The following is a 26100-nucleotide window of genomic DNA, read 5'->3' as shown; positions in this document are numbered from 1 at the left end:
TTTCGCACGTTATTGTTCTAATATTTACCATCTGTTTCTCGAACGCACTGAAGACCCTTTGCGAATTTCTGTAAACGACGAGGCTCTGAAACCTATCGATCCTCTCTTTATGTCCGAAGCAGAAGAGAAGGGATCGCTCGGCAATCCGGGAGATTGGGACGGTCGATCAGTTCGTCTTTTACTAAACGACAAGAACCTCCCGCTTTCTGAGGATGTCGCATGCACGATTGCGGCAACCCATCTTGTTCACCCGCCTACTTTTGAAGAAGAGGGGAAACGCGATGACGTTCGGGACCATTACCAGATTGAAACCGATCCGTACACACGGAGGGCTCGACATGGTTTCTTTATCTATCGGAATCAGCGGATTATTGTTCAAGCGGAGCGATTTCATGGCCTAATCTCAAATGCCACTCAGGCTTGGGCCTTTAGAGGTAGGCTGATGTTCGACGAGAGAGCGGATGAGGTACTCGCGTTGGATGTCAAGAAACGGCACATGAGACTTCCGAAGAGAGCGAGGAATAACCTCAAGAATCTCATTGCCAATTATCAAAGCAAAAGTATCGAGGCATGGAAGATGGCTGGCCGTCGCTATCAAGCATGGAAGAAAGAACGCAAGGACGAAACTGCGAACCAAAGTATTGCGAAAACGCCGGTTAGTGATCTCCGGTATGCTCCTGGTACGGATCTGTCGAACGATGAGGTGATCTCTGCGCGACGAGAGCGCATGGAAAAGATTAGTGCAGGCACCCTCGCATCCGTACAGGATCCGACTGTTACCCAGGAGACACTTACAAAGAGTATCGAGTCAAAGGATGCGCTGATAAAGGTGGAAGGCATCAAGGGTAATGCGATGTGGCTTCCGTATGCTGCCGTCGACCTAGGTCGTGCGGAGACTGTGATAAATTTACTGCACAGTTGGAATTCGGAAGCGTTCGCAGTTGCCGAAGAGGACCCGAAAATTGCAATCGTTCTCTATCAACTGTTCACGATTCTATCGCGGGCCGAGCTGGAGGTTCAGTCGACGCCGTGGCCCGATATTCCTGAATCGAAGGTTGCTGCAGTGCTGGAGAGGTATCGGCGGAAAGTCAGTGCAATTGGAGAGGATCTAGCCGACTCTTTGGCCGCGGAACTTCGGCAGACGAGACCGGAAGAGATAAACGAGGACTGAATCATTGCGGCAAACAGGTATTGCCTACTCCCCGGTAGGTTACATTAGTAGTGTCTCATCGGAGGACCTTGAACTTACCCATCAGGTCCCATGGTTATACATCATAGTTGGTGCAAAGCACAGGATTATTTATGTAGGAGAGACCCACGATCAGAACGGGCTTGTAACCAGGTTATCAATCCACTTTGGCCCGTATCAGAACAGTACTCTCAAACAAGCCGCGTCTCGTTGTGGGGGAGTTAGAGGCTTAAGGCCTCCCTTTCTCGTGCTTGGTGCTCGACTCCCCTTTTTCGACGACACTGTATCCTTCGACGCGACTTCCAAACAAGCGCGTATGAGAATCGAGTCTGCCGTTCATGGGCTTATTGCTGAAGAGTTCATAAGTGAACGTGCCGATGCTGGTTGGGTACTGGTATCCAGCCCAAATCCCATCGGAGTGAGATTGACAGAAGACATGGAGAGGGTTTCCCGGGGTATTTATGAATGTTTCTTGTCCAGTTTTTCATTTTTTGAACAGTTGACACAGGTCTCTCCGTGGAACTTCGTTCTTTTAGACTATAGGGTATCTGAAAGTAGGGATGCTGTACAGGATGTAGGGTCGCTTCTGGAAGAAATCGAGGTATCTTTGTTTCAATGGCTCCTGCAGGTTCTAAAAGCGGAATACAAAGAAAAATGGTGGACAAAGGGTATCCCGCAACCAACGCGCGTTCAATGTGCCACCCGAAGGGAGCAGGAGGGTGAGGGGGAGACATTGCCACCGGAGGCATACCTTACGCTGATAGATTTTAAGGACATCGTGAGGAATAATTGGAGTATTTGTTCACGCGTGGTAGAAGAAATTGCAGAAGTTCAGGGAAAAGACAAAGCAACGCGCTGGATTACGGAGCTGAATGAGGCGCGGAAACTTTGGGCGCACCCGATAAAGCAGTTATTCAGGCAGCATGACTCGGCACAGATGTCCTCAATAAGGAAATTGCATTCCAAGGTGCGAAGAGTCGTAGAAAATGATATGAAGATGCTCGAAAAAGGAAAGCAATAGTAGCTGTTTGCAGTGTATTTAGAGTGGCAATAAATCAACTTGACCACCGATTTCAGCCGGTATTCAGGGTGACTTTTCGGGTAGTGGTAAATTTTTAAGTGGTCGAGTAGAGAGGTTCATCGAGAACGACTCTGGAAGGACCGGAAGGTCTTCCTGCAAGACCTGAAAGCCACCTTCAAACATGCATCACTCACCACGCCGAATCCATCATTGCTGAAGGCCATCCTCATGGCCCTGGCCGAGCGGGACGAAATGGCGGATGTGTGCGCCGATTCAAAGGGCAACCCGGAGCCCGATACGGAATGACTGAAAAACCGACAACGCCTTCCGACCTGGCCGGAATCTCCGATCGATTGCTCGGGGACATCCGGCAGATGATCGAGGAAGCCCGCACTGCCGTGGCGGTCACGGTGAATGTCGGGTTGACGATGCTCTACTGGCGGATCGGCCGGCGCATCGGCCAAGAGATACTCAAAGGAGCACGGGCGGAGTACGGGGCGGAGATTGTCTCAGCGCTGGCGAGACAATTGACGACCGAGTATGGACAGGGATTTTCCGAAAAGAGCTTGCGCCACATGATCCGATTCGTCGAAGCCTTTGCCGATGAGAGGATTGTCTCGGCGCTGATGAGACAATTGAGCTGGACCCATTTCCTCGCCATCATCTACCTGCCGGATCCCCTTCAGCGCGAGTTCTACGCCGAGATGTGCCGGGTGGAGCGGTGGAGCACTCGCACGCTCCGCAAGAAGATCGCTTCCATGCTTTACGAGCGCACGGCCCTCTCCGGAAAACCGGCGGAATTGGCAAAGATCGAGCTTCAGGCATTGCGGGAAGAAGATCGGATGACGCCGGACATTGTCTTTCGCGATCCCTACCTGCTCGATTTTCTCGGCCTGAAAGGCGTCTATCAGGAAAAAGATCTGGAGACAGCCATCCTGTGCGAACTGGAAGCATTTATCATGGAAATGGGCGCTGGATTCACTTTCGTTGCCCGGCAAAAGCGCATGACAATCGATCATGACGATTTTTATCTGGACCTGCTCCTTTTCCATCGCGATTTGCGGCGGTTAGTAGCAGTGGAACTCAAACTCGATAAATTTCGCCCCGATCACAAGGGGCAGATGGAGCTTTATCTCCGCTGGCTCGACAAACACGAACGCAAACCGAGTGAGGGCGCGCCGCTGGGCATCATCCTCTGCGCCGGGAAAAATACTGAACAAATCGAATTGCTCGAACTGGGCTCTGCCGGCATTCATGTTGCCGAGTATCTGACGACCCTGCCTCCCAAGGATGTCTTGAAAGGCAAACTGCATGAAGCGATTAAGCGTTCCAGAATGATATTTGAGAACTGCGATAAAAATGATGAGTGAAGTATTCATTTACAGCTAGTTCCTCCGCAACAGGAAGAAAATCCCCAGGGAAATCCGCTCTGCGAAGTTCTTGTTTGTTTAGCGGAACAGTATATTTGTTGACACGGGCATAGACCTCACGAACCTCTTCGTCCGTAGGCTTAATTGCCTCGTTGAAATCAATCTGGTAACTCAAGAAACGATCCTGAGTCGCTTGATCGAGTTCGGAGAATGTCTTTTCCCCTTCATCGCCTGCATAAGGATCATCCAAAGAGAATCGGTCGCGTAAGAACTCGAGAATCGCCGTAATTCGCTGTTGACCATCGATCACGACACGATACGTTCTTCCATCCCTAATGGTACTGGCTAAAAATATCTTCGGCATCGGGACATCGCGGAGGATCGTGTCCATCAGCATTATGCGAGCCGGAGTAGACCACACCTCGCGGCGTTGAAAGTCCGGTCGTAGCTCAAGGCGCCCCGCCTCGCTCCAGTCTCGAATATCGGAGATCGGGTGGGGGCTGGAATTCCAATGCACGATACGTTCTTCCCTTTAGTCGTTATGCGTCGTTGCGGCTTCTAACAATTTGCTCGATTGCATCGGAAAGATTCCAGATCGGCCCCGCCTCTCCATCTTTCAGCATCTCGATGACCTTCGGAAGTCCGGCTACGGCAAGACCGTTCGCGAGAGCCATCATTTTTCGTGGTTCCGATACGATCTGCACGTCGCCCATTTTGCCGATTGCGATCAGCATCAGGGTATGGACCCGCCACGGATCGCTGCCGAAAATCGACCCGTCGATAATCTTTCTTGTGTTGTACTTTGTCGTATCGGCAGGCTCCAGGCCAAGCCGCGACGCGACGCAAACGGCTAGAAACCAGAGATCGATCATACGTGGGAACGGACTCTGGTCGATGATTGGGTTCCCGCCTGTTTGGCAATACCGGGTAAACGCTTCGTGAAATTCCACCGGCACATTGATGTCGATAGCCTGGAACGGGTTGAAGTAGCGGTCCGCCATCATTACCTCCTACAACGCCATGTCCGGCTCAATCGTTACGTCCGCACGGCGCTGACAGAGCTCACATTCGCGCCGGTGATCACATTCGCAACGGAGAACCTTGCGTTCCGGAATATTGGGGTCATTGATGAGCATTTTCGGATAATGTGCCGGATTCGTCAGCGTGAAGACCTCGCCTGCGGCCTCGTCGATGATTTCTTCGCATCCGGCGATCTCGTCGTGCGTCAGAAACAAAACGAGTTGGGTGCTCTCGCGTACCGCCGTCCGTAGGATCGAACGTTTGACAAAACCGCTGGTCATACCGAGCGGGGTGTCGATGACGTTCGGGGCTTCGACCTCACTGACCTTCGTCAGCGCGAGGATGAATGCAAGCGTTAAGGCACGACGCGATGCGCCATTCAAATCGCGGTCCGGATTCAGAGTCCGGTCGTTTGGGCCATAGACAATGATATCGAATTCCGGGCTGATCTCCGCCCGCCTGATGATTGCACCCTGCTCCGGATCGGCGCCGATCATTTCGAGGAAAATGCTGTTCATCAGATTGCTTACTTTTCCCAATTCCTCATTGGTGATCCGCTCATACGCACTTTGCAGAACCTTCATCACATCTTGTGTGACCTCCGATTCGGCCAGAATGCGCGCCCCCTTCTTCTGCTCGCGCAGCAGACGGTCGCGTTTGTCAGTGAGCTCATCGCGTTCGCGTTGCAAGTTTTCGATCTGCGTTTCGAGAGTGGAACGCTTCGACAGGCAGCGATCGTATTGCCCCTTGTACTGGCCACGTGTTTCGCGTAACCCCTGAATGTCGGTGTCGGAGAGTGAAGCCAACTGCTGCTCCAGAGCACGCAACTTGCGACCCGCTTCATCGCGCAAGGTTTGAATACCGTCACGGCGTTCAACGACTTTTCTGTAATCTTCAAGCCAACCGCTTGCTTCGATTTCGCCACTGTTCCGCAACGACTTCGCGCCGTAATACAGGTCTGTGACAACCTCCTGAAGCTCATCGGCCCGCTGACTGTCATCAATCAACTTCCGGATATGTTTGCGACGCTTTTCCCCAGCAGGATCTTCAGGCGCGAGTACCTCTCCGCAGATGCACATTTCTGCCGAGAGCCGTTCCTGGAGGACGGGAATCGCCATGTTCGGAATTTTGCCTTGATCGTGCAGTTCTTCGAGCTTCTCATAGGCTCGCCCAACGAGGGGCGAAAGCAGATCCAGCGCAATGGCACGACCGCGGAACAATGCTGAGTGCTCCTTGATAGCCGCCGTAAGCTGCTCATCGAGCCGCTTGATCTCGCGTCCTGCGCTTTCAAGGTCCTTTTGCAATTTCTCTTTGTCGCCTTTCTGGAGTGCTGCCGCAATCTTGCGGTCGGTTTCATTGACCTTCCCATCGAAAGCCGCGGATTGTTCTCTCGCATCTTCCAGATCAGTTTCCCATTTGGTCAAATCGTCATCGATCGCTTCGAGGCGTGATGCGATCTCGTTCAGTTCGCCGCCTGTGCCAACCTGCTTCGCCTTCTTGTTTACCTCCGCCGCCGATCTGCGCACATGCTTGATGGCGTCGTCGAGGATCCCTAGCCCGAGAAGAGATCGGATGGCGCGTTGCACGCGATTTCGCTTGGTCGACAAGGCGACATCCGCTTCAATGAAACTCAGCGCCCGATCCCCGTCCGTGAAGAAGACCTCCCGTAACTCGGGCGGCAATTCATCATTGATGAGCGCCTCCGGGGCATCAATTGGGCTCGCCCCGGTATCGGTAAGTGCAAACAGCCTGATTGTCGAGGTGGGTCGGCGCGCTTGGTTGTCCACTTCCTCGAAAGCGGAACGCACCAGGCGGTAACGACGGCGCGTCTCCTGTTCGTTGCCGGATATTCGTCGATAACTGGTCAGTTCGAATTCGACTGTGGCGGTAATCGGGACACGCTTGCCGTCATCGCCATTCCAATCGATGGGATAGAGTCGGAAACCATCGCCTTTCCCTGGAAGGGCGTCGTCTCCGTACAATGCCCACTGCAACGCCAGGAGAATTGTCGTCTTACCCGATTCGTTCGCCGCTCGGATGACCGTCAGGTGTTTGTCGGGGTCGCCGGCAAACGTAAGCTCCAGATCACGGAGCAGCCGGAAATTTTGAAACTCTGCGCGGAGCAACTTCATGTTTCTTGTTCCTGCATATCCGAATCATAACCGCGCTTTTCCGCCAGAAATCGCGCGGCCGCATTGCATTTATCACTTATCTTCTTCTGAATATTCGTTACTGCGACACGATGCTCCCTTTCATATGTGAGGATTTCGGAAATTACCTCGATTATCTCTTCCTTATAGCCATCACAACGTTCTTCTATGCCGGCACATTGCTCAAGGATGATCGAGCTTATCTTTCTGTCGTTCAGTGGCATTTTTTCCTCTCCCAGCCGTTACAGGTATGCAGCGTCTACCATTCGATCGATCATTGTCAACGGCCCGTCGGATCGGCCCGCGTTCCTGGCAAGCCGTGCAAACTCCTGCGCACGACGAAGCTCCGAACGCACGAGGGCGCGTGCGTCGGGATCAAGCCCTTCGTCCATCCCCGGCGGCAAGGCCAGCAAGTCATGAATGATGCTATGCGTCTTGCCGATGGCGCTGCATGTGCGCAACAGGCGACCGCGTCTCTGTACCCATTGGCGCTCGACGGTTGTGCTCGCAAGGATGAACGCTTTGCGAATCTGTGGAATGTTCACGCCCTCGTCGAGTACGCGCTTGGCAGTCAGGATCTGAATCTCGCCGTCCTGAAACGACCTGATGATCCGTCTTGTTTGCCCGCGACTCGCCGTCTCGTCAGCCGTGAGTTGGTGAAACAGAATGTTTCTATCGCGCAGGAGCTTGTTTACCGTCTCGAGCTGTCCCGGCCCCTTGTCCGAGGTGTAGATCAATGTGTGGTGTAAGTCGCCGACATCTTCTTCGAGGAGCTTTCTCAGTGTGGAAATCTTACCTGACGCCATTTCTAGAAGTCCGCGCCGGTCGCGTAGAAGCCTCGTCAAATAATCGTCGGGTTTTCCTTCCTTACCGCGCCAAGCGTTCCGTTTGATCTTGCCGGTCAGATCGAACCATTCATCCATCTCGCTCTCGGACAGATAAACGGGATGCACATAATAATCGTACTCCACAAGGCAGCAGCCTATTGCTTCGTTCAGCGTAAACCGAAAAACCACGGGGCCGAAGAAACCAAACAAGGCCTTCGTTCCTTCCTCGTCGTATTGGCGTATCGGTGTCGCCGACAGTCCGAGGCGGTGCTCGAAGAGCTCGGGCGGGTTACTGATGAAAGAGGTGCGCCCCAGGTTGTGCACTTCATCCGCAATCAGAAGGCGTGTACAGTCGAACGACTGAGCGGCTTCGAGAAATTCCGGTGTGCACAGTGTATCGTGACTGACAACCACAACTTCGACATCGGATAGTCCCATCCGGAATCGACGCCTGAGTTTCTGCAGCTCACTCGCACGCTTAGCAACGTTTCCGACTGTTGTCAGATTGAAGGGTTTCAACCCGAAAGGCACTATTTCCTCACACCACTGTTCGATAAGTGGCACATAGGGCGCGGCGACGATGATCAGGAGCGGCTTCTGTCCTTCATACAACCGATGTGCGCCGATCATCGAGGTGATCGTCTTTCCCGATCCGGTCGCCATCTCGAGTATCCCGCGATATCCTGCTTGGCACCACGCCGAGACAGCCTTGCCCTGATGCTCGAAAGGACCGTCTTCATATTTCAGATAGCCGGGAATGGCAAATGCCGCACGTGACATGGCTCTTTATGAACTCCGGGCCGTTACCGTGGATGAGTGATCACTTATAGTCACCCTACCGAACTTGTCGTACTACCACATCCCCGAGCGCTTTGATGCCGTTCAGAGTCGATATACCACGTTCCAGGTGGGCGCGAACATAGCTCGTAAGCTCCTCGGGTGAATCGACTCTAACGCCGTCTCGGCTTGCACGTATAAGGAGCAGGGCTGAAAAGATACTGCCGTACTGTCCGGCAAAGGTCTTCCAATCGATTTCTATTGCCGTATCCAAGGGGCCGGGAAGGGTCGGCTTGGTTGCGAGATGCAGTGATCTACAGAGCGCTAATCTGCAGAGCTGGTTCCAGTGTGCGATCCCGGTCCGCTTCTTCAGCTTGATCAGGGTTTCTTTCCCTTTGGAGCTGATGCGGATATGGTCGACTGGTGGTTTCATCAGTAGCGAAGTATCCGGTCCGGACAGCGGTTGCATGTTCTTCGCAGTTGTATTCGAGCAAATAGCGTCGACTGATATAGGGATCGAGTGCCTGATGATAGTGCCCGATGATCTCTTCGTCGGTGGACAGGAGGAGTACCTGATGGGAGGCCGCCGGGAAGTAGCGCTCCACCAGATTGCGGCGATGAGATGAATCGAGACGACCGAGCGGGGTGTCGATGATGGCCGGGATTGGGCGACCGGAGGCCCGAGCCAAGCCCCAGAGCAGCGCGGTTGCGAGCAGCTGTCGTTCGCCTGCGGAGAGGCGCTCGAAGGGCAGGCAACGGCCATTAGGATCCCTGAGGTTGGGCTCGAAGCTCCGGGGGTCGATGCTCAGACTACCAACCAGGTCGGTCTTGCCTAACAGTTTACCGAAGGATTCGAGCATGAGGGCCTGGATGTTATCTGCGTGGCGGGCGACGGCTTGGTGGTGGAGGGCCTTCAGAGTCTTGCGGACCCGTGCGGAGTGGGTCAGGATGCGCGCTTGGTCGTCGGCTTCGATGCGGGCCTCCAGATTTGCGATGCTCAGGCGTTCCAGCCTGGCGCCGGCTTCCGCGTACTCTCGCTGCAGCAGGGCCCGCTGTTCGCGGAGCCGATCCAGTTGGTGGAGCTTGGCGCGGTGGTTCTGTTCCGCGACATCGAGGGCGTTTTGAGCGACCTGGATGCTGTCTTCACTCGGGATGCGTGCCAGCTGGGCCTCCGTGCGGGCCAGGCGTTCTTCCAGTTGCTCCAGGCGTTGGGTCAGCTGGTTCGCTGCGCGCTCGGCACTCGGGATCCGGGTAGCACGCAAATACGCGACCTGCGCCGCAAGCCGATCGTCCGCATCGAACAGAAGGGACTGGTGCGCCAGCCCGGTCCGGTCGGCCCGGTCGGCCGACAGGATACGTCGGATCTTGCTCAGGGTATCCTCACCCACTGCCTCTTCGTCCAGGGCGGCGAGTACCGCGCGATCGCGTTCTTCCAGGGCCTCTGCAAGTACCTTGGCGTGTCGAATCCCGATTTCGTGACAGGCCTGGGCCTCGATCTCGGCAAGGAGATCGTCCACCGGGGCCAGGGGTAGGGGCCCGGCGATCAGATCGCGCAGGGCATCTTCACATTGGGCCTTCTCTTTCAATAATCCTTCGTGAGTGGTCCGCAGGGCGTTGCGTCCTTGATAGAGATTGCCTCCCGCGGCCTCAAAGGCCTCCCGCTGTCTGTCGACTTCTTCGGCCAGGCCCTTGGCCTCCTTGATCAGCATCCCCTCGGCCATGGCTATTTGCTCGATTGCTTGGTCCAGGTGTGCGACCTCGGCCTCAGACTCGGCGAGTGCCGCGAGGGAGGCATTATCGAGGGTCTCCCCGCGCTGCTTGCGCTCGAATGCCTTGAGGTCCGCGGTGAGACGCTCCAACAAGTCCAGACCAAGCAGAGTATTTAGCGCGGTGCCGATGATCTCGGCGGCATGGCCGCCATCGGCCAAATCCGCAATTTGCTCGCCATCGAAGAAGAACAGGTGGGCGATCCCGACGGGCAGAAAGGTGGTGACGGCCTCGTCCCAGTGTTCGCTCAGCAGGTCGTCGGACACCCCGTCGTGCAGGACCCGCAGTGACTCTTCAATCCCTTTGCTGCCGACACGCCAGCGGCGTTGGAGCGCGAACGAGTGGGTCTCGCCTTCAATGAGGCGGCGAAACCGCAAGGTGACGCTGGCGCCTACGCCGGGGTCCGCATGGCGGTGGATGGCGGCGCGCAGGTAGTCCCGATAGCCCTGACGGCCACGGTTGGAGAGGCGGGCCTTGGGGCCGTAGAGGGCCAGCTTGATCGCATCCGGCAGGGTGGTCTTGCCGCCGCCGTTCATGCCGCCGAACAGGATGATGGGCCTACCGGGCTCGGGGGTCAGAGTAGCCTGTTGGCGACCGGCATAGACGCCGAAATTCTCGATGACGATGTCATCCAGGATCATGGGCTGGGGTCGCCGTCCCCTATGCCGAGACCTGGCTGTGGTCCCCGCGTTTGGGACAGGCCCTGCTTGCGTTGCTCCTTGATGGCCTGACGCTCGGACACCAGTTGCCGGGCCCTGTCGATGGCGTCTTCACGGTTGTCGAAGAAGTGGCGCTTGAAGGCCCGCTCGAATCGCCGGTGCAGTCCGGCACGTCGTCCGTTGTTGTGCTGTTGACGGGTGATGCTGAGCAGCTCCCGGGTCAGCTCGTAGTGGAGCCGGTCGTCGCCGCACAGGTCTTTGAGCAGCTGCATTTCCGGGGCCCCGAGCATTAGGTTATCGTCCAGCGGGCAGCCGGGATAGTCCTCGCCGGTGGCGTCTCGGTAGATGCCGGGGAGGAGGTCTTCCAGCTCGTGTTTATCGAGGACCCAGATGCGGCGGATCTCTTGCAGCTCTTCCAGGGAAATCAGCCTGATGTCCCGCACTTTTCCGTCTCGCACTTCTCCGTCCCGCACTTCTGGGGGGCCGTTTTTGCGGATGTGGGTTTGCGCCGTGAGCAGTCTGGACAGCCAGTCCGCCCTTGCCCCTTGGGTGTAGGGTCCGGGGATTTCGCGCCCGGATTTCATGAGTTGCACCGCACCGTTCATGCGGCGGAAATCCCGCAGATGGCGATCCGTTTCGCCATGATCCTGTGCCCCCGGCTTGCCGGTACGAAAATCGAGTGCATTGCGGATTTCCAGCAAGGGCAGCATCCACTCCTTTTCCTCGTCGTTCCGGATCATCGCCGCCATGGACCTGTCCTGTTCCACGAGGGTGCAGACCCAGCAACCGAATCTCGAGTCGCCGCAGCTCGGTGTCGAGTCGTCCACGACCAGTGGGCATTCGCCGTCCGCCGATGCGCCCGCGTACATGTCGAGCAGATCTCGGTTGTCGTAGCCCCAGGGGTTGGGCTGCTGCATCAGAAAGCGCCAGACGTCGTCATTACTCCAGTCCTCGATCGGGGTATAGATCAGGGACCCGGGCAGCCTGGCGTTCGGACTGAGCCGATGGCGCACGCGGCCCTTCTCGTGCTTTGCCATATTCGCGGCCCGGCGGAAGCTTTCCGCTTTGCGGGTGCCCAAGACCAGGATCGTTTCACCGCTCGCGGAGACGATATTGGTGATAAAGGTGTTGGAGGGCGCGATCTTCAGCCGTTCCGTACACCAGCGGAATTTGTGCCGCGGTGCCGGATAGCCGCGTCCGATCAGGTTGACCCAGAACGAGTCCTCCAGCTTGGGCCGCAGCAACCTGGGTGCGACCGGCATTGCAGCCTGCTCGGCGTTGCGTGCCATGACCTGGAGCGAATTCTCGACCCAGGCGGAAACGATAGGGTTCTCGACCAGGGTATCCGTGGAGATGACATGGATGGTCTTCCGACGCCGGTCCGGCGGCAGCTCGGCGATGGCGCTCCAGATCAGCTGCAGCGTGGCGGTGGAGTCCTTACCGCCGGAGTAGCCCACGATCCAGGGTATCTCGTCCGCGGTGTAGAGCGCGCGGATCTCCTGCCGGAGGGCAGCAAGCGTGCCCCGGAATCCGAGCGCCGTAAATGCGGAGTGGTAACCGGGTGTTGCCCCCGAGGATACCGCCGATTTCTCGTCCTCATGAGTGTCAGAGCAATTTCGCCGGGGCGTCGGTTGCGGGTTCATCATTCGCTCGGGCAGCACCGGACGGTGGTAATGGTTAACAACTGGTAGAGTTATGCGACATAATTACATTGAAAGGTTTAATCTGACCTTAAGACAACGTGTTTCGCGCTTGTAAGAAAAACAAGTGGTGCTTAATATGTAGTGACGAACTTTCTGTTGAACCTTTTTTCCCCGCTGAGAGAATTACACGACCACTCCATGTTAAACGCTACCGAAAAACATTATCTTTTTCCAAGAAGATGGAAAATCACATTGGGGTCATCTGGAATTTTATTCACCATTATAATGCTGAGCTTGTTCCCAAGCTGGCGATCATACATGTTAAGCACTACCCTTATTTATTATCCCCTTGATATTTTCCAAGTTTGAAAAGCTTTGTCCAGAAAATCTTCGACTTTCAACGCATTCGCATTGTCGTCAGTAACATGGTAGAGCGTTGGGCCAATATCTATAAACGCCTGTGAGTAGTCGTCAATGTAATCATCGGAAGCATAGTAATCCTGAGCGAACAGATTGGCTTCCTCATTCAGATCTTCGTTAGTTAACTTACCGTCACATACTCGTTGTAAGAATTGGGTTCCGGTTAGTAATCTATTTTGGACGGCAAGTATGTCATCTTGTGCGAGGTCGCTTAATAATTCGCTATAAAGCCCTCTCCTGATTATCCATCCTAAAAACATGCCTATGTGAATGCCAGCATGACGTTCATCCAATTCCTCTGGAAATTCTCCCCCAAAATGCCAAGTCGAATCATCATATTTCACTATTATTTACTCCAGAGGGCTTTCAACACCAAAGGTTTTGCAAAGTCGCCGAGCAAATGCCTGATATGTATCTGCTAACAGATCGTTCGATGAGATCAGTTCTCGGTATTGTTCTTGGAGAGATAATATAGCATGATCATTTCCTTGTGACAAAAAAAGAAGTATCGGCAGCCGAACTGCACGTGCGGGCAGCAGCATGTGCCAATCTTTGAAGTTATTTGGTCTTAACCTGCGTAGTAACGCCGACAAGCTACTATTCTCACTAAAATAGCGGAAGCCGTGTGTTGATATTAACGTGAGAACCTTCTCTACGGAATGGCTGGAATCATTTGGAGTGGTTACATCGAATCGCAATTGGCCTTGGTTAAGCAATTTTCCTAGTTGTGCGCCTATGCTTGCAAGGAATCTATCGCGGGTTGATAACTCTTCTGGATAGCATTGTGCGGCAATTTGTTCCACAGTATTACAGCGGATTCCAAGATTAACGACTATCCACGTCTTCTTAGGTTTCCGTTGCAAGATAGACGCGAAGTGAATGATATGCACGAAGCCATCGCATTCTCGATACAGAAGATTTCCTTGTGCTAGCTTAAACCCTTGACCTGAAAACTGCGTTGCTATGGCCTCAACGAAGCTGGAGATATTTTCGACGTGTTGATTGGCTCGTCTGCTCACTATCTTCGTACCTCTGTTGGGATGCGTAGTGTTCGATCTTTCAATTCTTTCGGCGCATTCTTCCCGATTATCTTTCCACCGGTTTTCTCCATGGCGGCATCCTTAGCGATTTGTCCAGCATTTCTGGTTGCATTTCCGCTTTTCACTTCGATCGCACGTATTTCACCAGTATTCTTGTCGCGGATCAAGTGGTCGATCTGTCTACGTGATTCTGGGGTCTTAACCGACACTTGACTGCCCAAGACTTCATGCCCTTCTTCTTCGAGTTCGCGTCGTACTTCTTCTTCGCGTAGCTTCCCCTGTTTTTTGTTCTTCTTCAGTTGTTCTGCTTTCCTATCTTTTGCCGTCCTCCCCGGAATGTTCCCCCCATCCGCCCCCTTTCCAGGCTTCGGTTTCTTCCCTTTTCTTAGACCACGCAACTTCTCCGCCAGCTTCGCCGCCTTGGCCTTGAGCTTCTTCAGCTTGCCCGCCAGCTTGGCTGCTTTCCGCGCCATCCGGGTGGCCTTGATCGGCTTGGCGATGGCGTCTCCAAAGTAGGGTACGGCGGAGATGATACTCAGTCCAGCGCCCCAAAAGTCACCTTCGGCAACGGACATACCCGCAGATATCAGATCGCTCGTCGGCGTCGGATCAAGCAGACCGGCGGCATCCACGCCGGCCTTAATTGCCTCTCGGGCGATCTCCTGCTCGACCGCGGCGATCTCTGCTTCGGCTTGCCGCTGCTCCTCGAGGGCCTGCTGGTACTCGGGATCGGTGGTAGGAGCGTAGACTGCGGTCTCTTCCAAGCTGACAGACGGGTCGGTTTGGAAGGGGCTTTCCATTGACGGCTGCCGGGAGATTTCCGCCGGCCTTCCCTTCGCACCGATTTCATCCGTTCGCATCCCTTCGATCCCAATCCCAGGTCCCGGCAAGGTTGTCGTCGATTCGTGCCAGCGGTAGCTGTCTTGACTCGGATCGAAGTTTCCAAAGGCCTCTCGGTGCACACAGTCTCCGGTCACCGGATCGGTGATTTCCGTCACCAACCCCGACTCGACCCGCCCTGTCTCGGGATTGACCGCCGTGATTTCCTTGCTTCTCGTGACCAGACCGGTCTCGGGATCCCGGCCAACGGTCGTCGTCTCTGTGATGGTTTCCCCCGTTTGCGGGTCGGTGCGGCTCGTTTGGGTCTGATGGATGATCTCGCCGTCGGGGCCTACGCGCGCGCTGGTCTTGACGCCGATGTAGACGATCTTCCCGTAGGTGTTGCCGGTCCCCTTGGGTCCGGCGCAGTTCATCGCCATCAGGTCGCTGTGGCGAACCAGCCACTGGCCCTCGACCCGCACCGATTTGCTGTGTTCTACGGGTCGGCAGGCACCGAGGTTGACGCCGGAGATGAGGCCGCCCCCAATCCCCGGCTCGTCTCCCTGCACCGTCGGCAGGTAACTGCTCATGGTGAAGACCGGCTGGCCCCCGAACCGGGTGCGGGTCGCGGTTGCTTGGGCAACATCGAATTTGCAGGTGATGGTATAGGGGACGGGGACCATCGTAGAGCCCAGCGGCGTCTTGCAGACATCGGGGGCCATGGAGACGACATAGGCCTCCGCGCTACGGTTGGTCCCGCGGTCGTCACTCATGGCCGATCCCGCGTCTGAGTCCGGGCTGCGTGGCTGCTGGCATCTTCTCGCAACCGGGTCTCGATCAGGGCGATGCCGTCTTCGTAGAGCGGTAGGGTAAGGCGCCACACTATGCCGACCTGCATGGCTGCAACGTCGATTTCCACCGTGTCGAGCAGAAAACGGCGCCCATAGCGGAAGCCGGCGCGGTCGGTGATGGCACCGAGGAGTGCATAGTCCGGGAGTTGAAACCTCAGTTGGGGGATGGTCGGATGCAGGTGCGTCAGCACAACGCCTTCAGCGCCCTCGAGATAGCCGTCATAGACTAGATCCGGGTGGGCGCAGTTGTAGAAGTCGACGCAAAAGTCTTCGGGCAGCTTCGGCTGGCGCTCGCGTTGCCACTGTTCGTCATAGGTGCCCGCGTACTTGCGGCGCGGCAGCCAGGATTTGGCGAGGGGACCAAACCCCGCAGGCCGATAACGTTTCCCCAACTCCTCGATGGGGTCCGCGGGGGACTCGATTTGTGGCGCGGGGATCCTTTCTTTCCTGGACAGGTGGGTCGGCTCCACGAAGCCGAGGCCACAGGGATTCTCTTCGCAGATACCCGTCGCGTCTTCGTGGGTCCACTGGCCCCCGAAGGCGTATTCATACCGCAGGGGGACTTCGGTCGCAGGCTCGGGTGAATCGAGAATCCAACCATGCCACCAGTGCCACCGCCAGTGCCGGGGGCCGGTCACTATCAGGTCTTTGGCGAGTGAACCGATGCGAATCCCCACGTTCCAGCGTCTATGCAGTATTCCTCGTGGCGCGTAGGCCGTGGCGTTGACGATGATGTCGCTGTTTGCCTTGTAGGGCACCAGGTCATCGTCAGCGCGCAGGCTGCTGTGATTCGGCGCGCCGAAATACTCGGGTGAGGTTCGGACCGGCTGCTGTTCTTGCGTTGGCCGCAAAGGCTTACCCGGCAGGATTGTGAAGGAGCCGCGCAGGATGATGACCTGGAACGGGTCATCCTCAAGATCAAGGGTCTCGAAGGTCAGCGGCGAGAAGGGGGTGTGGTTGTGGAATTCAGCCGCGGCCATTGGGTGCATGTCTCCCAGAGCATCACCGGGAAGGAGATGTAATTGATCAGCTACATGCCGTTGCGGTATTAGTTGATGTCGGTCTCGCCGTCGATCTTGACTTCATCGGCGCTGACTTGTACCAGCTTGCCTTGCAGGATGATGGTTCCATCCTGTTTCATCACCAAGGAGCTATCGCCGACCACGATCTCCAGCTCGTCGCCGGCTTTGATGAAGAATTTTTTGCCGACCAATACGTTCTTGGAGAGCCCGACTTCTTCGGCTTGGATCAGGCCGACGCTGGTGTTCATGGCCCCTCCCACACTCACCTGGTAGGCAGCCCCGATGCTCAGGGCTTTGGCGGCGCCGATGCTCTCCGCTTTGGCAGCGGCAATGGTCTCCGATTTACTGGCGGCGATGGTCACGGTCTCGTTGCCACCGACATTCTCGGTGCGATTGGCGCCAACGGAAAGGGTCTGGTTGGCGCCGACGGTCTCGCTGCGGTTGCTGCCGACACTGATGGTCTCGTTGTTGACCACGGTCTGGTTGCGATCATGGCCGATGTTGATGGTTTCATTATTGGCAACGGTCTCGCTGCGGTCGTGGCCGATGCTGGTTGTTTCATCGTTGCCGACGGTCTTGGCGCGATCCTTCCCGATGTGGATGGTCTCGTTGTTGGTAACATCCCGACTGCGATCATTCAACACATGCTCGCGTAGGTCGTGCTCGATGGTGCTGTCTTTGTCGTATTGACCATGCTCACGGATGAGCTCCTGGCCTTTGGTATCGTCCATGATGTATTCGTTGTAACCACCACCGCCTTTGGTGCTGTTGGACATGAGTCCGCTGACAGCGGCGCCGGCGGGTAGTTTGTAGGGGGGCTTGGTGATGTCGTTGTAGACCCGGCCGGTGATGATGGGCCGGTCGGGATCACCTTCCAGGAAGTCGACAATGACTTCTTGGCCGATGCGGGGGATTGCCACAGCGCCCCAGTGCTTGCCGGCCCAGGGGTGAGCAACCCGCACCCAGCAGGAGCTCTGCTCGTCGGATTGGCCGTAGCGGTCCCAGTGGAATTGGACCTTGACCCGGCCGTATTGGTCGGTCCAGATCTCTTCGCCGGCTTTGCCGACCACGATGGCGGTCTGGGGACCCTGGACCCGGGCCTTAGGGGTGTTCCGTGGTGGACGATAGGGCGTTTTGGCGTCCAGGGCGGTGAATTCACAGTGGAAGACCGGGCCGGTGTTCGCCGTTCCGGAGGAGCCGAAGACATCGGAGCGCAGTTGGTAATCGGCGGAGAGGAGCAGGTATTCCCGGTTCTGGTCTTGGCGGGGATACTTGGTCAGCTTGAAGCGTGCCCCGGTGGCCAGGCCACGGGCATTGCCGCTGCCCTTTACGGTCTCGTAATCCACATGCAGTTCTTCGATGCGCGCCCGCACCCAGCCATCGCCCTGATCGTACTGGGTGTAGCCGCCCGGGTAGTCGTAGCGCTCCAGATCCGCCCGGGCATGCTCATGCGGGTGGTCCCGCTCAGTCAGCAGGTCTTTGCGCGGCGCTGTAAAGTCGAAATCGGTGTGGACGAAGGCCCCGGATTGGACCGCTCCGGCCACGGACCAGCCGGAGATATGGTCCCGTTCCCGCAGTGCGGTCTCATCGGGGGGGTAGTAGGGGATTTCTTCGTAGCCGGCAACGGGGTGATGGGCGCCGTTGTCATCGGCCAGGACCAGGGTGTGCTTGTCGGCCTCGTGCCGAAAGAAGTAGTGGATGCCTTCCTGTTCCAGCAGCCGGCTGATGAACGCGAAATCGGTCTCCCGGTATTGCACGCAGTAGCGTCGTGGGAGGTAGAGCTCGTTAATCAAGAATTCCTGGAAATCGATGTAGCCATGCTCGCGGAAGATTTCTTTGACGATCTCCGGCACCGTCTGGTCCTGGAAGATGCGACAGTCGGTGGTGCGGGAGAGCAACCAGAACCAGGGGACCAGGGTGGCACGGTAGATAGCAACCGCCCCGTCGAAGCCGGTGTGTGAAAAACGGCTGACGATGCCGTTGAAATAGCGGGTCCGGTAATCCGGCAGCTCCAGCCGCACGGTGACGGGTTGGCCGAGTAGCTCCTCGTGCTTGATCGGTTGGTGGGACTCGCTGATGAGTTCCAGTTGGTACTCGAACAGGGTGCTCAGGCGTTCGCTGCCGCGCATGGCACGCAGCAGTAGGACGTCTTCGCCGAGGGGGGTGGTGACCGCGAGGGTCCGGGCTCGTTGGCTGAGGGGCATGGCTTGATCCTTAGGAAAGGGCAAATGCCGAAGAATGGATTGTATCGGAAAGTGGTTGCGGCGACTTTTGGGCTAACAGCATTGTAGGGTGGGCTGTGCCCACCGACAATTTGTCCGGCTTCAATGCGGATCGCTTCGCGCCGATTCGTGTGGATTCGTTGTTTTCCTTTTTTAATCCGTATGATTACATAGATTTTCACAGCTTGTTTCGTTCTCCATTTGTGAGAATCCGTGGGTAGAGAAGCCGTATTTTTCCTATGCTCAACTAATTGAAGCGCTATCCTTTTGCGTCCTTTGTGCCTGTGTGGTTCACAAATAGCCGGAAGCTGGCGACTGGCACCTACTTGCCCCGATATGTCGAGCCCGGCGCTTGCGCGCCTTCTTTGCGTGCAGGTATGATGATAAGTCATGACGACAGGCGCGTAGCTCAGCTGGTTAGAGCACCACCTTGACATGGTGGGGGTCGTTGGTTCGAGTCCAATCGCGCCTACCATCTGTGAGCCGCCGACCGCCGGTGACGATCGCCTGCCGCCGGCGCGCGGTGGTTTTCTCTACTTTCATGTGGTCTCTCGTATGGATCACCACTGAGTCGCAGGTCTTGTTGCATGCCTCGGATTACCCTTCCTGACGGTTCCCGGAAACAGCTCGATGGCCCAATCTCCGTCCAGGAGGTCGCCCTTTCTATCGGTCCCGGTCTCGCTAAGGCTGCCTTGGCCGGTCGGGTGGATGGGGTGCTGGTGGATACCACTTATCTCATCGACCGGGATGCAGCGGTCGCCATCGTCACCGTCCGGGACGAGGCTGCCCTGGAGCTGCTGCGTCACGATGCCGCCCACGTCATGGCCCAGGCGGTGCAGGAGCTCTACCCCGGGACCCAGGTCACCATCGGGCCCGCCATCAAGGACGGCTTCTACTATGACTTCGCCCGGGACGCGCCTTTCACCCCGGATGACCTGACCCGCATCGAGCAGCGTATGGGGGAGATCGTCGCACGCGATCTGCCGATCCGACACGAGGTCTGGGACCGGGATGAGGCGATCCGGGTCTTCGGCGAGCTCGGCGAGCAGTACAAGGTGGAGATCATCCGGGAGCTGATCCCGGAGGGCGAGGCGGTCTCCGTCTACCGCCAGGGGGATTGGTTCGATGTGTGCCGGGGCCCCCATCTGCCGTCGACCGGCAGGCTCGGCAACGGATTCAAGCTGATGAAGGTGGCCGGCGCCTACTGGCGGGGCGACTCCCGCAACCGGATGCTGCAACGCATCTACGGCACTGCGTGGCGGGATCGGAAGGAGCTCAAGGCTTACCTGCACCGCCTCGCGGAGGCCGAGAAGCGGGATCACCGTAAGCTCGGCAAGGCCCTGGATCTGTTCCATTCCCAGGACGAGGCCCCGGGTATGGTGTTCTGGCACCCTAAGGGCCGGACCCTGTATCTGATCCTGGAGCAGTATATCCGTGACCAGCTCCGCGCGCGGGGCTACCAGGAGGTGCACACGCCCCTGGTAATCGACCGCAGCCTGTGGGAAAGGTCCGGGCATTGGGATAAGTTCCGCAAGGATATGTTCGTTACCGAGTCGGAGGACCGGGTCTTTGCCATCAAGCCCATGAACTGCCCGGCCCACATCCAGATCTACAACCAGGGGCTGAAGAGCTATCGGGATCTGCCGCTACGCCTGGCCGAATTCGGCTCCTGCCACCGCAACGAGCCTTCCGGGACCCTGCACGGGCTGATGCGGGTGCGTAACTTCGTCCAGGACGACGCCCATATCTTTTGCACTGAGGGACAAATCCTGACGGAGGTCTCCGATTTCATCGACCTGCTGTTCGAGGTCTATCGGGACTTCGGTTTCGACGAGGTCCTGGTCAAGTTCTCCACCCGTCCGCAGCTGCGGGTGGGCAGCGACGCGGTCTGGGATCGGGCGGAAAGGTCCCTGCGGGACGCCCTGGAACAAAAGGGCCTGGATTGGGAGCTGCAACCGGGAGAAGGCGCCTTCTATGGCCCTAAGATCGAGTTCTCCCTGCGCGACTGTCTGCAGCGGGTCTGGCAGCTCGGCACCATTCAGCTCGATTTTTCCATGCCCGAACGCCTGGGTGCCCACTATATCGCCGAGGACAACAGCAAACAGATACCGGTCATGCTGCACCGGGCCGTTCTCGGCTCCCTGGAACGCTTCATCGGTATCCTGATCGAGCACTATGCGGGCGCTCTCCCCCTCTGGCTGGCCCCGGTCCAGGCGGTCGTCCTGAACATCACGGACCGCCAGGCAGGCTATGTGCGGGAGGTCGCTAACACCTTGCGCGCCAAGGGCTTCCGGGTTGAATCGGACTTGAGAAACGAGAAAATCGGCTTTAAAATCCGCGAGCACACCTTGCAGAAGGTGCCTTACCTGCTGGTGGTCGGCGACCGGGAAGTCGCGCAACGGACGGTTGCCGTCCGGGACCGCACAGGTAAGGATCTCGGTACGCTCGAGCTCGCTGACCTCATCGCCCGGCTGGGCGACGAGGTCACGAATCGAACCCACTGACGACCGGCACGGCGCGGACTATCCTCCTTAAGCGTTCGGGCTGTCCACGCCGTTGCTCGTTCTTGATTGTTACCTGTTCGGAGGAACCTGCTATCGCTGCGCCAAAGAGAAACCGCGTCAATCATGAAATAACCGCTTACCAGGTAAGGCTCATCGACGCGGAAGGTAATCAGGTCGGTATCGTAAATCTGGAGGAGGCCCAGGAACGGGCAACGGGAGTGGGATTGGATCTCGTGGAGATTGTCCCCAACGCGGAGCCGCCGGTCTGTCGCCTGATGGATTTCGGAAAGTTTCTGTTCGACCAGAAAAAAAAGAAGTCCGAGGCCCGTAAGAAGCAAAAGCAGGTTCAGGTCAAGGAGGTCAAATTTCGTCCCGGGACGGATGAAGGAGACTATCAGGTCAAGTTGCGCAACCTGACCCGGTTTCTGAATGACGGAGACAAGACCAAGGTCACCATGCGCTTTCGTGGGCGTGAGCACGCCCACCGTGAGCTGGGGCTCCAGCTGCTGCGGCGCGTAGAGACCGACTTGGCCGAAATCGGTGTCATAGAGCAACAGCCGCAGATGGAAGGCCGGCAGATGGTGATGGTCCTGGGTCCCAGGAAGAAATAGCGGCCATGTAGGTCGCTAGGCGCTTTTATACCGTCGCACATGGTCCTTTGCGACGGTGAAGCCGGTAGGTTGTACGGGCATATGTTTTAACTACGAATCACGCGAATCCATTCGCGAGGATTCGCGTGATTCGTCGTTCCTCCTCTTGTTTGTCGACCGGTAACGCTTAACTTAATGGCATTGGGTTGTAGATGAGCTGTGCCCAGCGACGATTCATAGGCCAGTACTTTTGTAACATTAGGTGACTGCTCGGCGGCTTAAGTCATACCCAAGAAGGACGTAGCCGCTACGCGGAGGTTTCCTTTTCCACCCACACAAAACGGAACAGGGTCAGATCTGATCTACCTGAATGCCTACATTGCTGAACAAAGATGGGTTCAAATTTTTCTTCTATGCAAACGAACACGAACCACGTCATATTCATGTATTGAAGGGTGAAGGTTTTTTCAAGATCGAACTGGAAACCCTTCGGATCGTCAACAACCGCATGAAACCGAAAGATCTGAGAAAAGCGATGGCTATTGTGGAAGCGAACAGAGATAATTTTATCAGAGGTTGGGATGAACGCTTCACTCAAAGGTAAAAAGGTTCGGTTCGACGACCAATATCTTCATGTGGAATTAGTCGATGGGCGCATCATATCGACTCCGATAAGATGGTATAAGGAATTGCAGAATGCCACATTCAATCAAATAACCAACTACACATTTATTTGTGCGAACACGGGGATTGAGTGGCCCGATATAGATTACCATCTGAATATAGAAAGTATGCTGATTGCCACGTCGCAAGCCAAAGCAGCCTAATCATAAAGCTGCATTTTTCGACCCATTTGCGTTGATTCGCGTTCATTTTCGGAAAAAGAGATCCTATAGGAATAAAGAAATGCCGAAGATCAAGACCAATCGCGGGGCGGCCAAACGCTTCAAACGTAACGCCGCCGGGACCTTCAAACGGAACGCCTCCCACCGGCGGCACATATTGACCAAGAAGAGCACCAAACGGATGCGCCATCTACGGGGCCCCAAGGCGTTGCACAAATCGGATGTGAAATCCGCCCAGCGGATGATCCCTTATTGTTGAATTGCAGTTTCGAGTACCCAAGCGAGTGGACAGTCGTGTGAAATGGAAACCGCGTTCTCGCTTCACGGCCTGGAAGACGGCAAGGTAGCGTTAGAGATGCTTGGCCCGGTCGGATCGATTCCGGAGAGATACAGATGCCACGTGTAAAACGAGGCGTTACAGCACGCGCCCGTCACAAAAAGGTGCTGAAAGAGGCCAAGGGCTACTATGGTGCCCGTAGTCGGGTCTACCGGGTCGCCAAGCAGGCCGTCATCAAGGCCGGTCAATATGCCTATCGTGACCGGCGCCAGAAGAAGCGCCAGTTTCGCTCCCTGTGGATCGTTCGCATCAACGCGGCTGCGCGCGAGCACGGGCTGTCCTACAGCCGTCTCATGAATGGCTTGAAGCAGGCCGGTATCGAGATAGACCGCAAGGTACTGGCCGATATCGCCTATCACGACAAAGCAGGCTTCGCGGCCCTGGCCGAGCAGGCAAGAGCGGCGGTTGCCGCCTGATGACTTGCGCCGCCGAACGTCAGTTGTTAGGCGGCTAGACTCTCGATTCTAGGAGGTCAGAATGGACAAACAGACAGTCAAACTGGTTGTTGGAGGAGTTTGTGTCGTCTTCAATCTTGCCGTGCTCGTCTTAGGGATATATCTAATCATCGTCTGTGTGCCAGGCATTGGGGTGGGAGAAGCAAGCGCAACCGTCAAATTCCTTGGTGGGGTGACAGGTCTCAACGGCCACGCCGTCGGCGTTTTCATTGGAGCTGCGATGGCGATTGTCTCCATGATGTACACGTACAAAGCATATATGGAGGCACTGAACCACGAAACGAAATCACTATCGGATATCGTCCGCCACCACAGTCCGCAGGGATCCGTGTGATGAGGCAGAGGACATAGAGTCTGAACCCGCGTAGGATGCGGTGAGCGGTTGTCTGCGTGCAGGGATACACAGGCAGACAGCGAATCGCATCGATAACGTGCCGGTTCGCTTCGATGCGGTTCGTGTTACTCACCGCATCCTACGTTCTAACGAGTTTCAAGAGATGGACCGCATGTTTCTGGAAACGGACAAGAAGATGAATGCCTTGCAGGATCTATTCGATAGCGAGTGGAGCAAGCTGGTGGAAAGTCTGGCTGAAGGGGACTTAGTGCGCTTGTTGAGGGAGCATGGAATCCAGATCACTGAATGATCGCCACTGCTTATCATCTCGACCCAAGGGAGAGATCTTAGGAAGTAACGATGTTTTCGGTCGCCCTGACCCTGGCCTTCCCGATTGATATGGGCCGATTGATATGACTACCTACAAGGCATTCCGCATCCGGCACGACGACGGCTATCGGGCCGGGATCGAGGCGCTTTCGGTCCCCGCTCCCGGCGCAGGTAAGGTACTGATCCGGGTCGCCTACTCCAGCGTCAACTACAAGGACGCCCTAGCCGGTACCGGCCAGGGCAAAATCCTCGCGACCTTCCCCCTGGTGGGCGGCGTCGACGCGGCGGGTATCGTGGATGTCTCCGGTGACGGGCGCTTCACGCCGGGCGATCCAGTGCTCGTGACCGGGTACGGCCTCAGTTTCGACCACGACGGGGGATATGCGGAGTACCTGGAGGTCCCCGGCGATTGGGTGGTCCCCATGCCGCCGGGCCTGGACCCACGCAACGCCATGATCCTGGGAACCGCCGGCTTTACTACCGCCCTGGCGATCCACCGCATGCAGGTCAATGACCAGCGGCCTGATCTGGGGCCGGTGCTGGTTACCGGCGCCACCGGGGGGGTCGGCGCGATCGCCATCGACATCCTCAGGCACCTGGGCTACGAGCCGGTGGCCGTGTCCGGTAAGCAGGAGTTGTATGGCTGGCTGCGGGAGCTGGGTGCGGCGCGGATCCTCGGACGCGACGAGCTACCGGGCGGGAAGCGTCCCCTGGAGAAGGCCCTATGGGGTGGCGCCCTGGATACTGTGGGCGGCGAGATGCTGACCCGGATCACACGTACCATCAAGCCCGCGGGCAATATCGCGAGCATCGGGTTGGCCGGCGGCTCCGAGCTCAATACCACCGTCATGCCCTTCATCCTGCGCGGGGCGAGCCTACTGGGCATCAATTCCGTCCATGTGCCGCATCAGTTACGCACCCAACTCTGGACCCTGCTGGCGACGGACTGGCGGCCACCGCACCTGGAGCGGATCCTGACCTCCACCATCGGCCTGGAGGGACTCCCCGACGTTTTCGGGTCCATGCTGGCAGGCCAGACCCACGGGCGGATATTGGTGGAGCTGGACAACTCCTGACATGCCGTTCCCGGTGCGCGCCGGGGCCAAGGCGAGGGCGTGTAAATCGCTTCCGGCTGTAGGGTGGGTGTGCCCACCGGGGCTACTGGCAAGGGTCGATTTCGATGGCAATGCCGATCGTGAGCGGAGCCCGAATAGTACAGGATTGACAGGATTATCAAGATTTACAGGAGGCTGTAGACAAGTCTCTCCCGCGTGCCCGTGTCTGTGATCAACCTCGTCGTCGCCCTTCCGGCAGAGGCCAAGCCGGTCATTTCCCGGTTCGGTCTGGCGCGCGTACAAGCGGACCTTGGTTTCCCCCTTTACCGGCACGGACGGATCGCCCTGGTTGTCACCGGGCCGGGCAAGCCCGCAGCGGTTACGGGGACTGATCTCCTCGCTACTCTGGGCAACTCCTCGCAAGCGGCGATCTGGGTAAACCTCGGCGTCGCGGGACACGCCGAGCGGCAGGTCGGCGAAGTGTTGCTCGCGCGCAGCATAACGGACGCGGGCTCAGGTCATGTCCGGCACCCGATCCTCCCGCAGGAGCGGCCTTGCCCTGCCGACGATCTACTGACCTTGGACCGGCCGGATCTGGGCTACCGGCACAAGGGTATGGTCGACATGGAAGCAAGCGGCTTTTTCCCCACCGCCTGCCGATACGCTAGTACCGAGCTGGTGCAGGTACTCAAGGTCGTCTCGGACAACCGCAAAACCACCGCCCGAGGATTGAGCGCAAAACAGGTGCACCTATTGATGGGCGGGGCACTCGATATCTTGGAAACGCTGCTCGCAAGTCTCGAAGCACGCGCCGAGGTACGGCAGCGAATTGACCATGCTCACGAATAAGATC

26 protein-coding genes and 1 tRNA gene are annotated in these 26100 nt (G+C 56.9%); 14 read left to right on the top strand and 13 right to left on the bottom strand.

The features are described 5' to 3' along the window. The 3 genes from E1958_RS16980 to E1958_RS16970 all read left to right on the top strand — a co-directional run. Positions 1 to 1171, top strand: a 1171-nt coding sequence (locus E1958_RS16980) for a hypothetical protein (RefSeq protein ID WP_208108614.1), incomplete at its 5' end; no start/stop codon positions are given. Positions 1172 to 1505: 334 nt separating this feature from the next. Further along, positions 1506 to 2210 carry a Swt1 family HEPN domain-containing protein gene (locus tag E1958_RS16975; protein WP_133512923.1) on the top strand — a complete coding sequence of 235 codons (705 nt, stop codon included), beginning with the start codon at positions 1506 to 1508 and terminating at the stop codon, positions 2208 to 2210. A 302-nt stretch (positions 2211 to 2512) separates the two neighbouring features. Further along, the gene (locus tag E1958_RS16970; RefSeq protein ID WP_133512922.1) at positions 2513 to 3580 is read left to right on the top strand and encodes a PDDEXK nuclease domain-containing protein; all 1068 of its coding nucleotides are present in this window, start codon (positions 2513 to 2515) and stop codon (positions 3578 to 3580) included. On the opposite strand, the gene E1958_RS16965 is transcribed toward E1958_RS16970, so the two are convergent. The 13 genes from E1958_RS16965 to E1958_RS16900 form a co-directional block, all read right to left on the bottom strand. Beyond that, positions 3531 to 4097 (bottom strand): DUF262 domain-containing protein, encoded by a 567-nt coding sequence (locus E1958_RS16965; RefSeq protein WP_207787846.1) that lies wholly within the window; start codon positions 4095 to 4097, stop codon positions 3531 to 3533. The two genes, E1958_RS16970 and E1958_RS16965, sit on opposite strands and share 50 nt — an antisense overlap. A 22-nt stretch (positions 4098 to 4119) precedes the next feature. Beyond that, complete coding sequence (locus tag E1958_RS16960; RefSeq protein ID WP_165742063.1) at positions 4120 to 4584, bottom strand: hypothetical protein; 465 nt, start codon at positions 4582 to 4584, stop codon at positions 4120 to 4122. A 6-nt stretch (positions 4585 to 4590) separates the two neighbouring features. After that, the gene (locus E1958_RS16955; RefSeq protein WP_133512919.1) at positions 4591 to 6732 is read right to left on the bottom strand and encodes an AAA family ATPase; all 2142 of its coding nucleotides are present in this window, start codon (positions 6730 to 6732) and stop codon (positions 4591 to 4593) included. Then, a complete protein-coding gene (locus E1958_RS16950; protein ID WP_133512918.1) occupies positions 6729 to 6974 on the bottom strand; it encodes a hypothetical protein in 246 nt (81 codons plus the stop codon). The genes E1958_RS16955 and E1958_RS16950 overlap by 4 nt, the downstream gene beginning before the upstream one ends. Positions 6975 to 6992: 18 nt before the next feature. Further along, positions 6993 to 8357, bottom strand: coding sequence for a DEAD/DEAH box helicase (locus E1958_RS16945; RefSeq protein WP_133512917.1), 1365 nt, complete (start codon positions 8355 to 8357; stop codon positions 6993 to 6995). Positions 8358 to 8412: 55 nt separating this feature from the next. Then, a complete protein-coding gene (gene dndE / locus E1958_RS16940; RefSeq protein WP_133512916.1) occupies positions 8413 to 8787 on the bottom strand; it encodes a DNA sulfur modification protein DndE in 375 nt (124 codons plus the stop codon). Then, positions 8669 to 10762 (bottom strand): DNA sulfur modification protein DndD, encoded by a 2094-nt coding sequence (gene dndD, locus E1958_RS16935; RefSeq protein WP_133512915.1) that lies wholly within the window; start codon positions 10760 to 10762, stop codon positions 8669 to 8671. Before dndD ends, dndE begins: the two co-directional genes overlap by 119 nt. Next, on the bottom strand, positions 10759 to 12426 hold the full coding sequence (gene dndC, locus E1958_RS16930; protein ID WP_243448473.1) for a DNA phosphorothioation system sulfurtransferase DndC: 1668 nt from the start codon (positions 12424 to 12426) through the stop codon (positions 10759 to 10761). The genes dndD and dndC overlap by 4 nt, the downstream gene beginning before the upstream one ends. Before the next feature lie 338 nt (positions 12427 to 12764). Further along, positions 12765 to 13187, bottom strand: coding sequence for a DUF7832 domain-containing protein (locus tag E1958_RS16920; RefSeq protein WP_133512913.1), 423 nt, complete (start codon positions 13185 to 13187; stop codon positions 12765 to 12767). Between the two features lie 6 nt (positions 13188 to 13193). Next, positions 13194 to 13862: a hypothetical protein gene (locus E1958_RS16915; protein ID WP_133512912.1), complete on the bottom strand. Its 669-nt coding sequence runs from the start codon at positions 13860 to 13862 to the stop codon at positions 13194 to 13196. Continuing rightward, entirely contained in the window at positions 13862 to 15475 is a 1614-nt protein-coding gene (locus tag E1958_RS16910; RefSeq protein ID WP_133512911.1) for a PAAR-like domain-containing protein, read from the bottom strand. The genes E1958_RS16915 and E1958_RS16910 overlap by 1 nt, the downstream gene beginning before the upstream one ends. Then, positions 15472 to 16533 carry a DUF2169 family type VI secretion system accessory protein gene (locus E1958_RS16905; protein ID WP_165742065.1) on the bottom strand — a complete coding sequence of 354 codons (1062 nt, stop codon included), beginning with the start codon at positions 16531 to 16533 and terminating at the stop codon, positions 15472 to 15474. Before E1958_RS16905 ends, E1958_RS16910 begins: the two co-directional genes overlap by 4 nt. Before the next feature lie 68 nt (positions 16534 to 16601). After that, positions 16602 to 18779, bottom strand: a complete 2178-nt coding sequence (locus E1958_RS16900) for a type VI secretion system Vgr family protein (RefSeq protein ID WP_133512909.1) — start codon at positions 18777 to 18779, stop codon at positions 16602 to 16604. A gap of 416 nt (positions 18780 to 19195) precedes the next feature. On the opposite strand from E1958_RS16900, the gene E1958_RS16895 reads away from it, so the two are divergent. From E1958_RS16895 to E1958_RS16850, 11 genes are all read left to right on the top strand, one after another. Beyond that, positions 19196 to 19272, top strand: a tRNA-Val gene (locus E1958_RS16895). Between the two features lie 112 nt (positions 19273 to 19384). Next, the gene (gene thrS, locus E1958_RS16890; RefSeq protein ID WP_133512908.1) at positions 19385 to 21301 is read left to right on the top strand and encodes a threonine--tRNA ligase; all 1917 of its coding nucleotides are present in this window, start codon (positions 19385 to 19387) and stop codon (positions 21299 to 21301) included. 62 nt (positions 21302 to 21363) lie between these two features. Next, positions 21364 to 21912: a translation initiation factor IF-3 gene (gene infC, locus E1958_RS16885; RefSeq protein ID WP_207787815.1), complete on the top strand. Its 549-nt coding sequence runs from the start codon at positions 21364 to 21366 to the stop codon at positions 21910 to 21912. A gap of 349 nt (positions 21913 to 22261) precedes the next feature. After that, complete coding sequence (locus E1958_RS16880; protein ID WP_089723982.1) at positions 22262 to 22495, top strand: DUF4160 domain-containing protein; 234 nt, start codon at positions 22262 to 22264, stop codon at positions 22493 to 22495. Continuing rightward, entirely contained in the window at positions 22473 to 22718 is a 246-nt protein-coding gene (locus E1958_RS22150; RefSeq protein WP_133512907.1) for a DUF2442 domain-containing protein, read from the top strand. Before E1958_RS16880 ends, E1958_RS22150 begins: the two co-directional genes overlap by 23 nt. A 79-nt stretch (positions 22719 to 22797) precedes the next feature. Then, positions 22798 to 22995 carry a 50S ribosomal protein L35 gene (gene rpmI / locus E1958_RS16870; RefSeq protein WP_089723980.1) on the top strand — a complete coding sequence of 66 codons (198 nt, stop codon included), beginning with the start codon at positions 22798 to 22800 and terminating at the stop codon, positions 22993 to 22995. Between the two features lie 134 nt (positions 22996 to 23129). After that, positions 23130 to 23489 (top strand): 50S ribosomal protein L20, encoded by a 360-nt coding sequence (rplT, locus tag E1958_RS16865; protein ID WP_133512906.1) that lies wholly within the window; start codon positions 23130 to 23132, stop codon positions 23487 to 23489. A 61-nt stretch (positions 23490 to 23550) separates the two neighbouring features. Next, positions 23551 to 23862 carry a hypothetical protein gene (locus E1958_RS16860; protein ID WP_133512905.1) on the top strand — a complete coding sequence of 104 codons (312 nt, stop codon included), beginning with the start codon at positions 23551 to 23553 and terminating at the stop codon, positions 23860 to 23862. Between the two features lie 163 nt (positions 23863 to 24025). Then, entirely contained in the window at positions 24026 to 24172 is a 147-nt protein-coding gene (locus tag E1958_RS21005) for a hypothetical protein (protein WP_208108613.1), read from the top strand. Between the two features lie 103 nt (positions 24173 to 24275). Next, positions 24276 to 25268, top strand: coding sequence for a YhdH/YhfP family quinone oxidoreductase (locus tag E1958_RS16855; protein WP_133512904.1), 993 nt, complete (start codon positions 24276 to 24278; stop codon positions 25266 to 25268). Positions 25269 to 25469: 201 nt separating this feature from the next. Beyond that, entirely contained in the window at positions 25470 to 26096 is a 627-nt protein-coding gene (locus E1958_RS16850; protein WP_133512903.1) for a hypothetical protein, read from the top strand. Positions 26097 to 26100: the final 4 nt, after the last annotated feature.

The organism is Candidatus Thiosymbion oneisti, assembly GCF_004359955.1.
GTDB classification, from domain to species: domain Bacteria; phylum Pseudomonadota; class Gammaproteobacteria; order Chromatiales; family Chromatiaceae; genus Thiosymbion; species Thiosymbion oneisti.
Note: the sequence above shows the minus strand (reverse complement) of the source record. Positions and strands in the feature narration are given on the sequence as shown.

Excerpts from the sequence above, each read along its gene's own strand:
- E1958_RS16975 (WP_133512923.1), top strand. The coding sequence starts at position 1,506 with ATGAGAATCGAGTCTGCCGTTCATGGGCTTATTGCTGAAGAGTTCATA.
- E1958_RS16970 (WP_133512922.1), top strand. The coding sequence starts at position 2,513 with ATGACTGAAAAACCGACAACGCCTTCCGACCTGGCCGGAATCTCCGAT.
- E1958_RS16960 (WP_165742063.1), bottom strand. The coding sequence starts at position 4,584 with ATGATGGCGGACCGCTACTTCAACCCGTTCCAGGCTATCGACATCAAT.
- E1958_RS16955 (WP_133512919.1), bottom strand. The coding sequence starts at position 6,732 with ATGAAGTTGCTCCGCGCAGAGTTTCAAAATTTCCGGCTGCTCCGTGAT.
- E1958_RS16950 (WP_133512918.1), bottom strand. The coding sequence starts at position 6,974 with ATGCCACTGAACGACAGAAAGATAAGCTCGATCATCCTTGAGCAATGT.
- E1958_RS16945 (WP_133512917.1), bottom strand. The coding sequence starts at position 8,357 with ATGTCACGTGCGGCATTTGCCATTCCCGGCTATCTGAAATATGAAGAC.
- dndE (WP_133512916.1), bottom strand. The coding sequence starts at position 8,787 with ATGAAACCACCAGTCGACCATATCCGCATCAGCTCCAAAGGGAAAGAA.
- dndD (WP_133512915.1), bottom strand. The coding sequence starts at position 10,762 with ATGATCCTGGATGACATCGTCATCGAGAATTTCGGCGTCTATGCCGGT.
- dndC (WP_243448473.1), bottom strand. The coding sequence starts at position 12,426 with ATGATGAACCCGCAACCGACGCCCCGGCGAAATTGCTCTGACACTCAT.
- E1958_RS16910 (WP_133512911.1), bottom strand. The coding sequence starts at position 15,475 with ATGAGTGACGACCGCGGGACCAACCGTAGCGCGGAGGCCTATGTCGTC.
- E1958_RS16905 (WP_165742065.1), bottom strand. The coding sequence starts at position 16,533 with ATGGCCGCGGCTGAATTCCACAACCACACCCCCTTCTCGCCGCTGACC.
- E1958_RS16900 (WP_133512909.1), bottom strand. The coding sequence starts at position 18,779 with ATGCCCCTCAGCCAACGAGCCCGGACCCTCGCGGTCACCACCCCCCTC.
- thrS (WP_133512908.1), top strand. The coding sequence starts at position 19,385 with ATGCCTCGGATTACCCTTCCTGACGGTTCCCGGAAACAGCTCGATGGC.
- E1958_RS16880 (WP_089723982.1), top strand. The coding sequence starts at position 22,262 with ATGCCTACATTGCTGAACAAAGATGGGTTCAAATTTTTCTTCTATGCA.
- E1958_RS22150 (WP_133512907.1), top strand. The coding sequence starts at position 22,473 with ATGAACGCTTCACTCAAAGGTAAAAAGGTTCGGTTCGACGACCAATAT.
- rpmI (WP_089723980.1), top strand. The coding sequence starts at position 22,798 with ATGCCGAAGATCAAGACCAATCGCGGGGCGGCCAAACGCTTCAAACGT.
- rplT (WP_133512906.1), top strand. The coding sequence starts at position 23,130 with ATGCCACGTGTAAAACGAGGCGTTACAGCACGCGCCCGTCACAAAAAG.
- E1958_RS16860 (WP_133512905.1), top strand. The coding sequence starts at position 23,551 with ATGGACAAACAGACAGTCAAACTGGTTGTTGGAGGAGTTTGTGTCGTC.
- E1958_RS21005 (WP_208108613.1), top strand. The coding sequence starts at position 24,026 with ATGGACCGCATGTTTCTGGAAACGGACAAGAAGATGAATGCCTTGCAG.
- E1958_RS16855 (WP_133512904.1), top strand. The coding sequence starts at position 24,276 with ATGACTACCTACAAGGCATTCCGCATCCGGCACGACGACGGCTATCGG.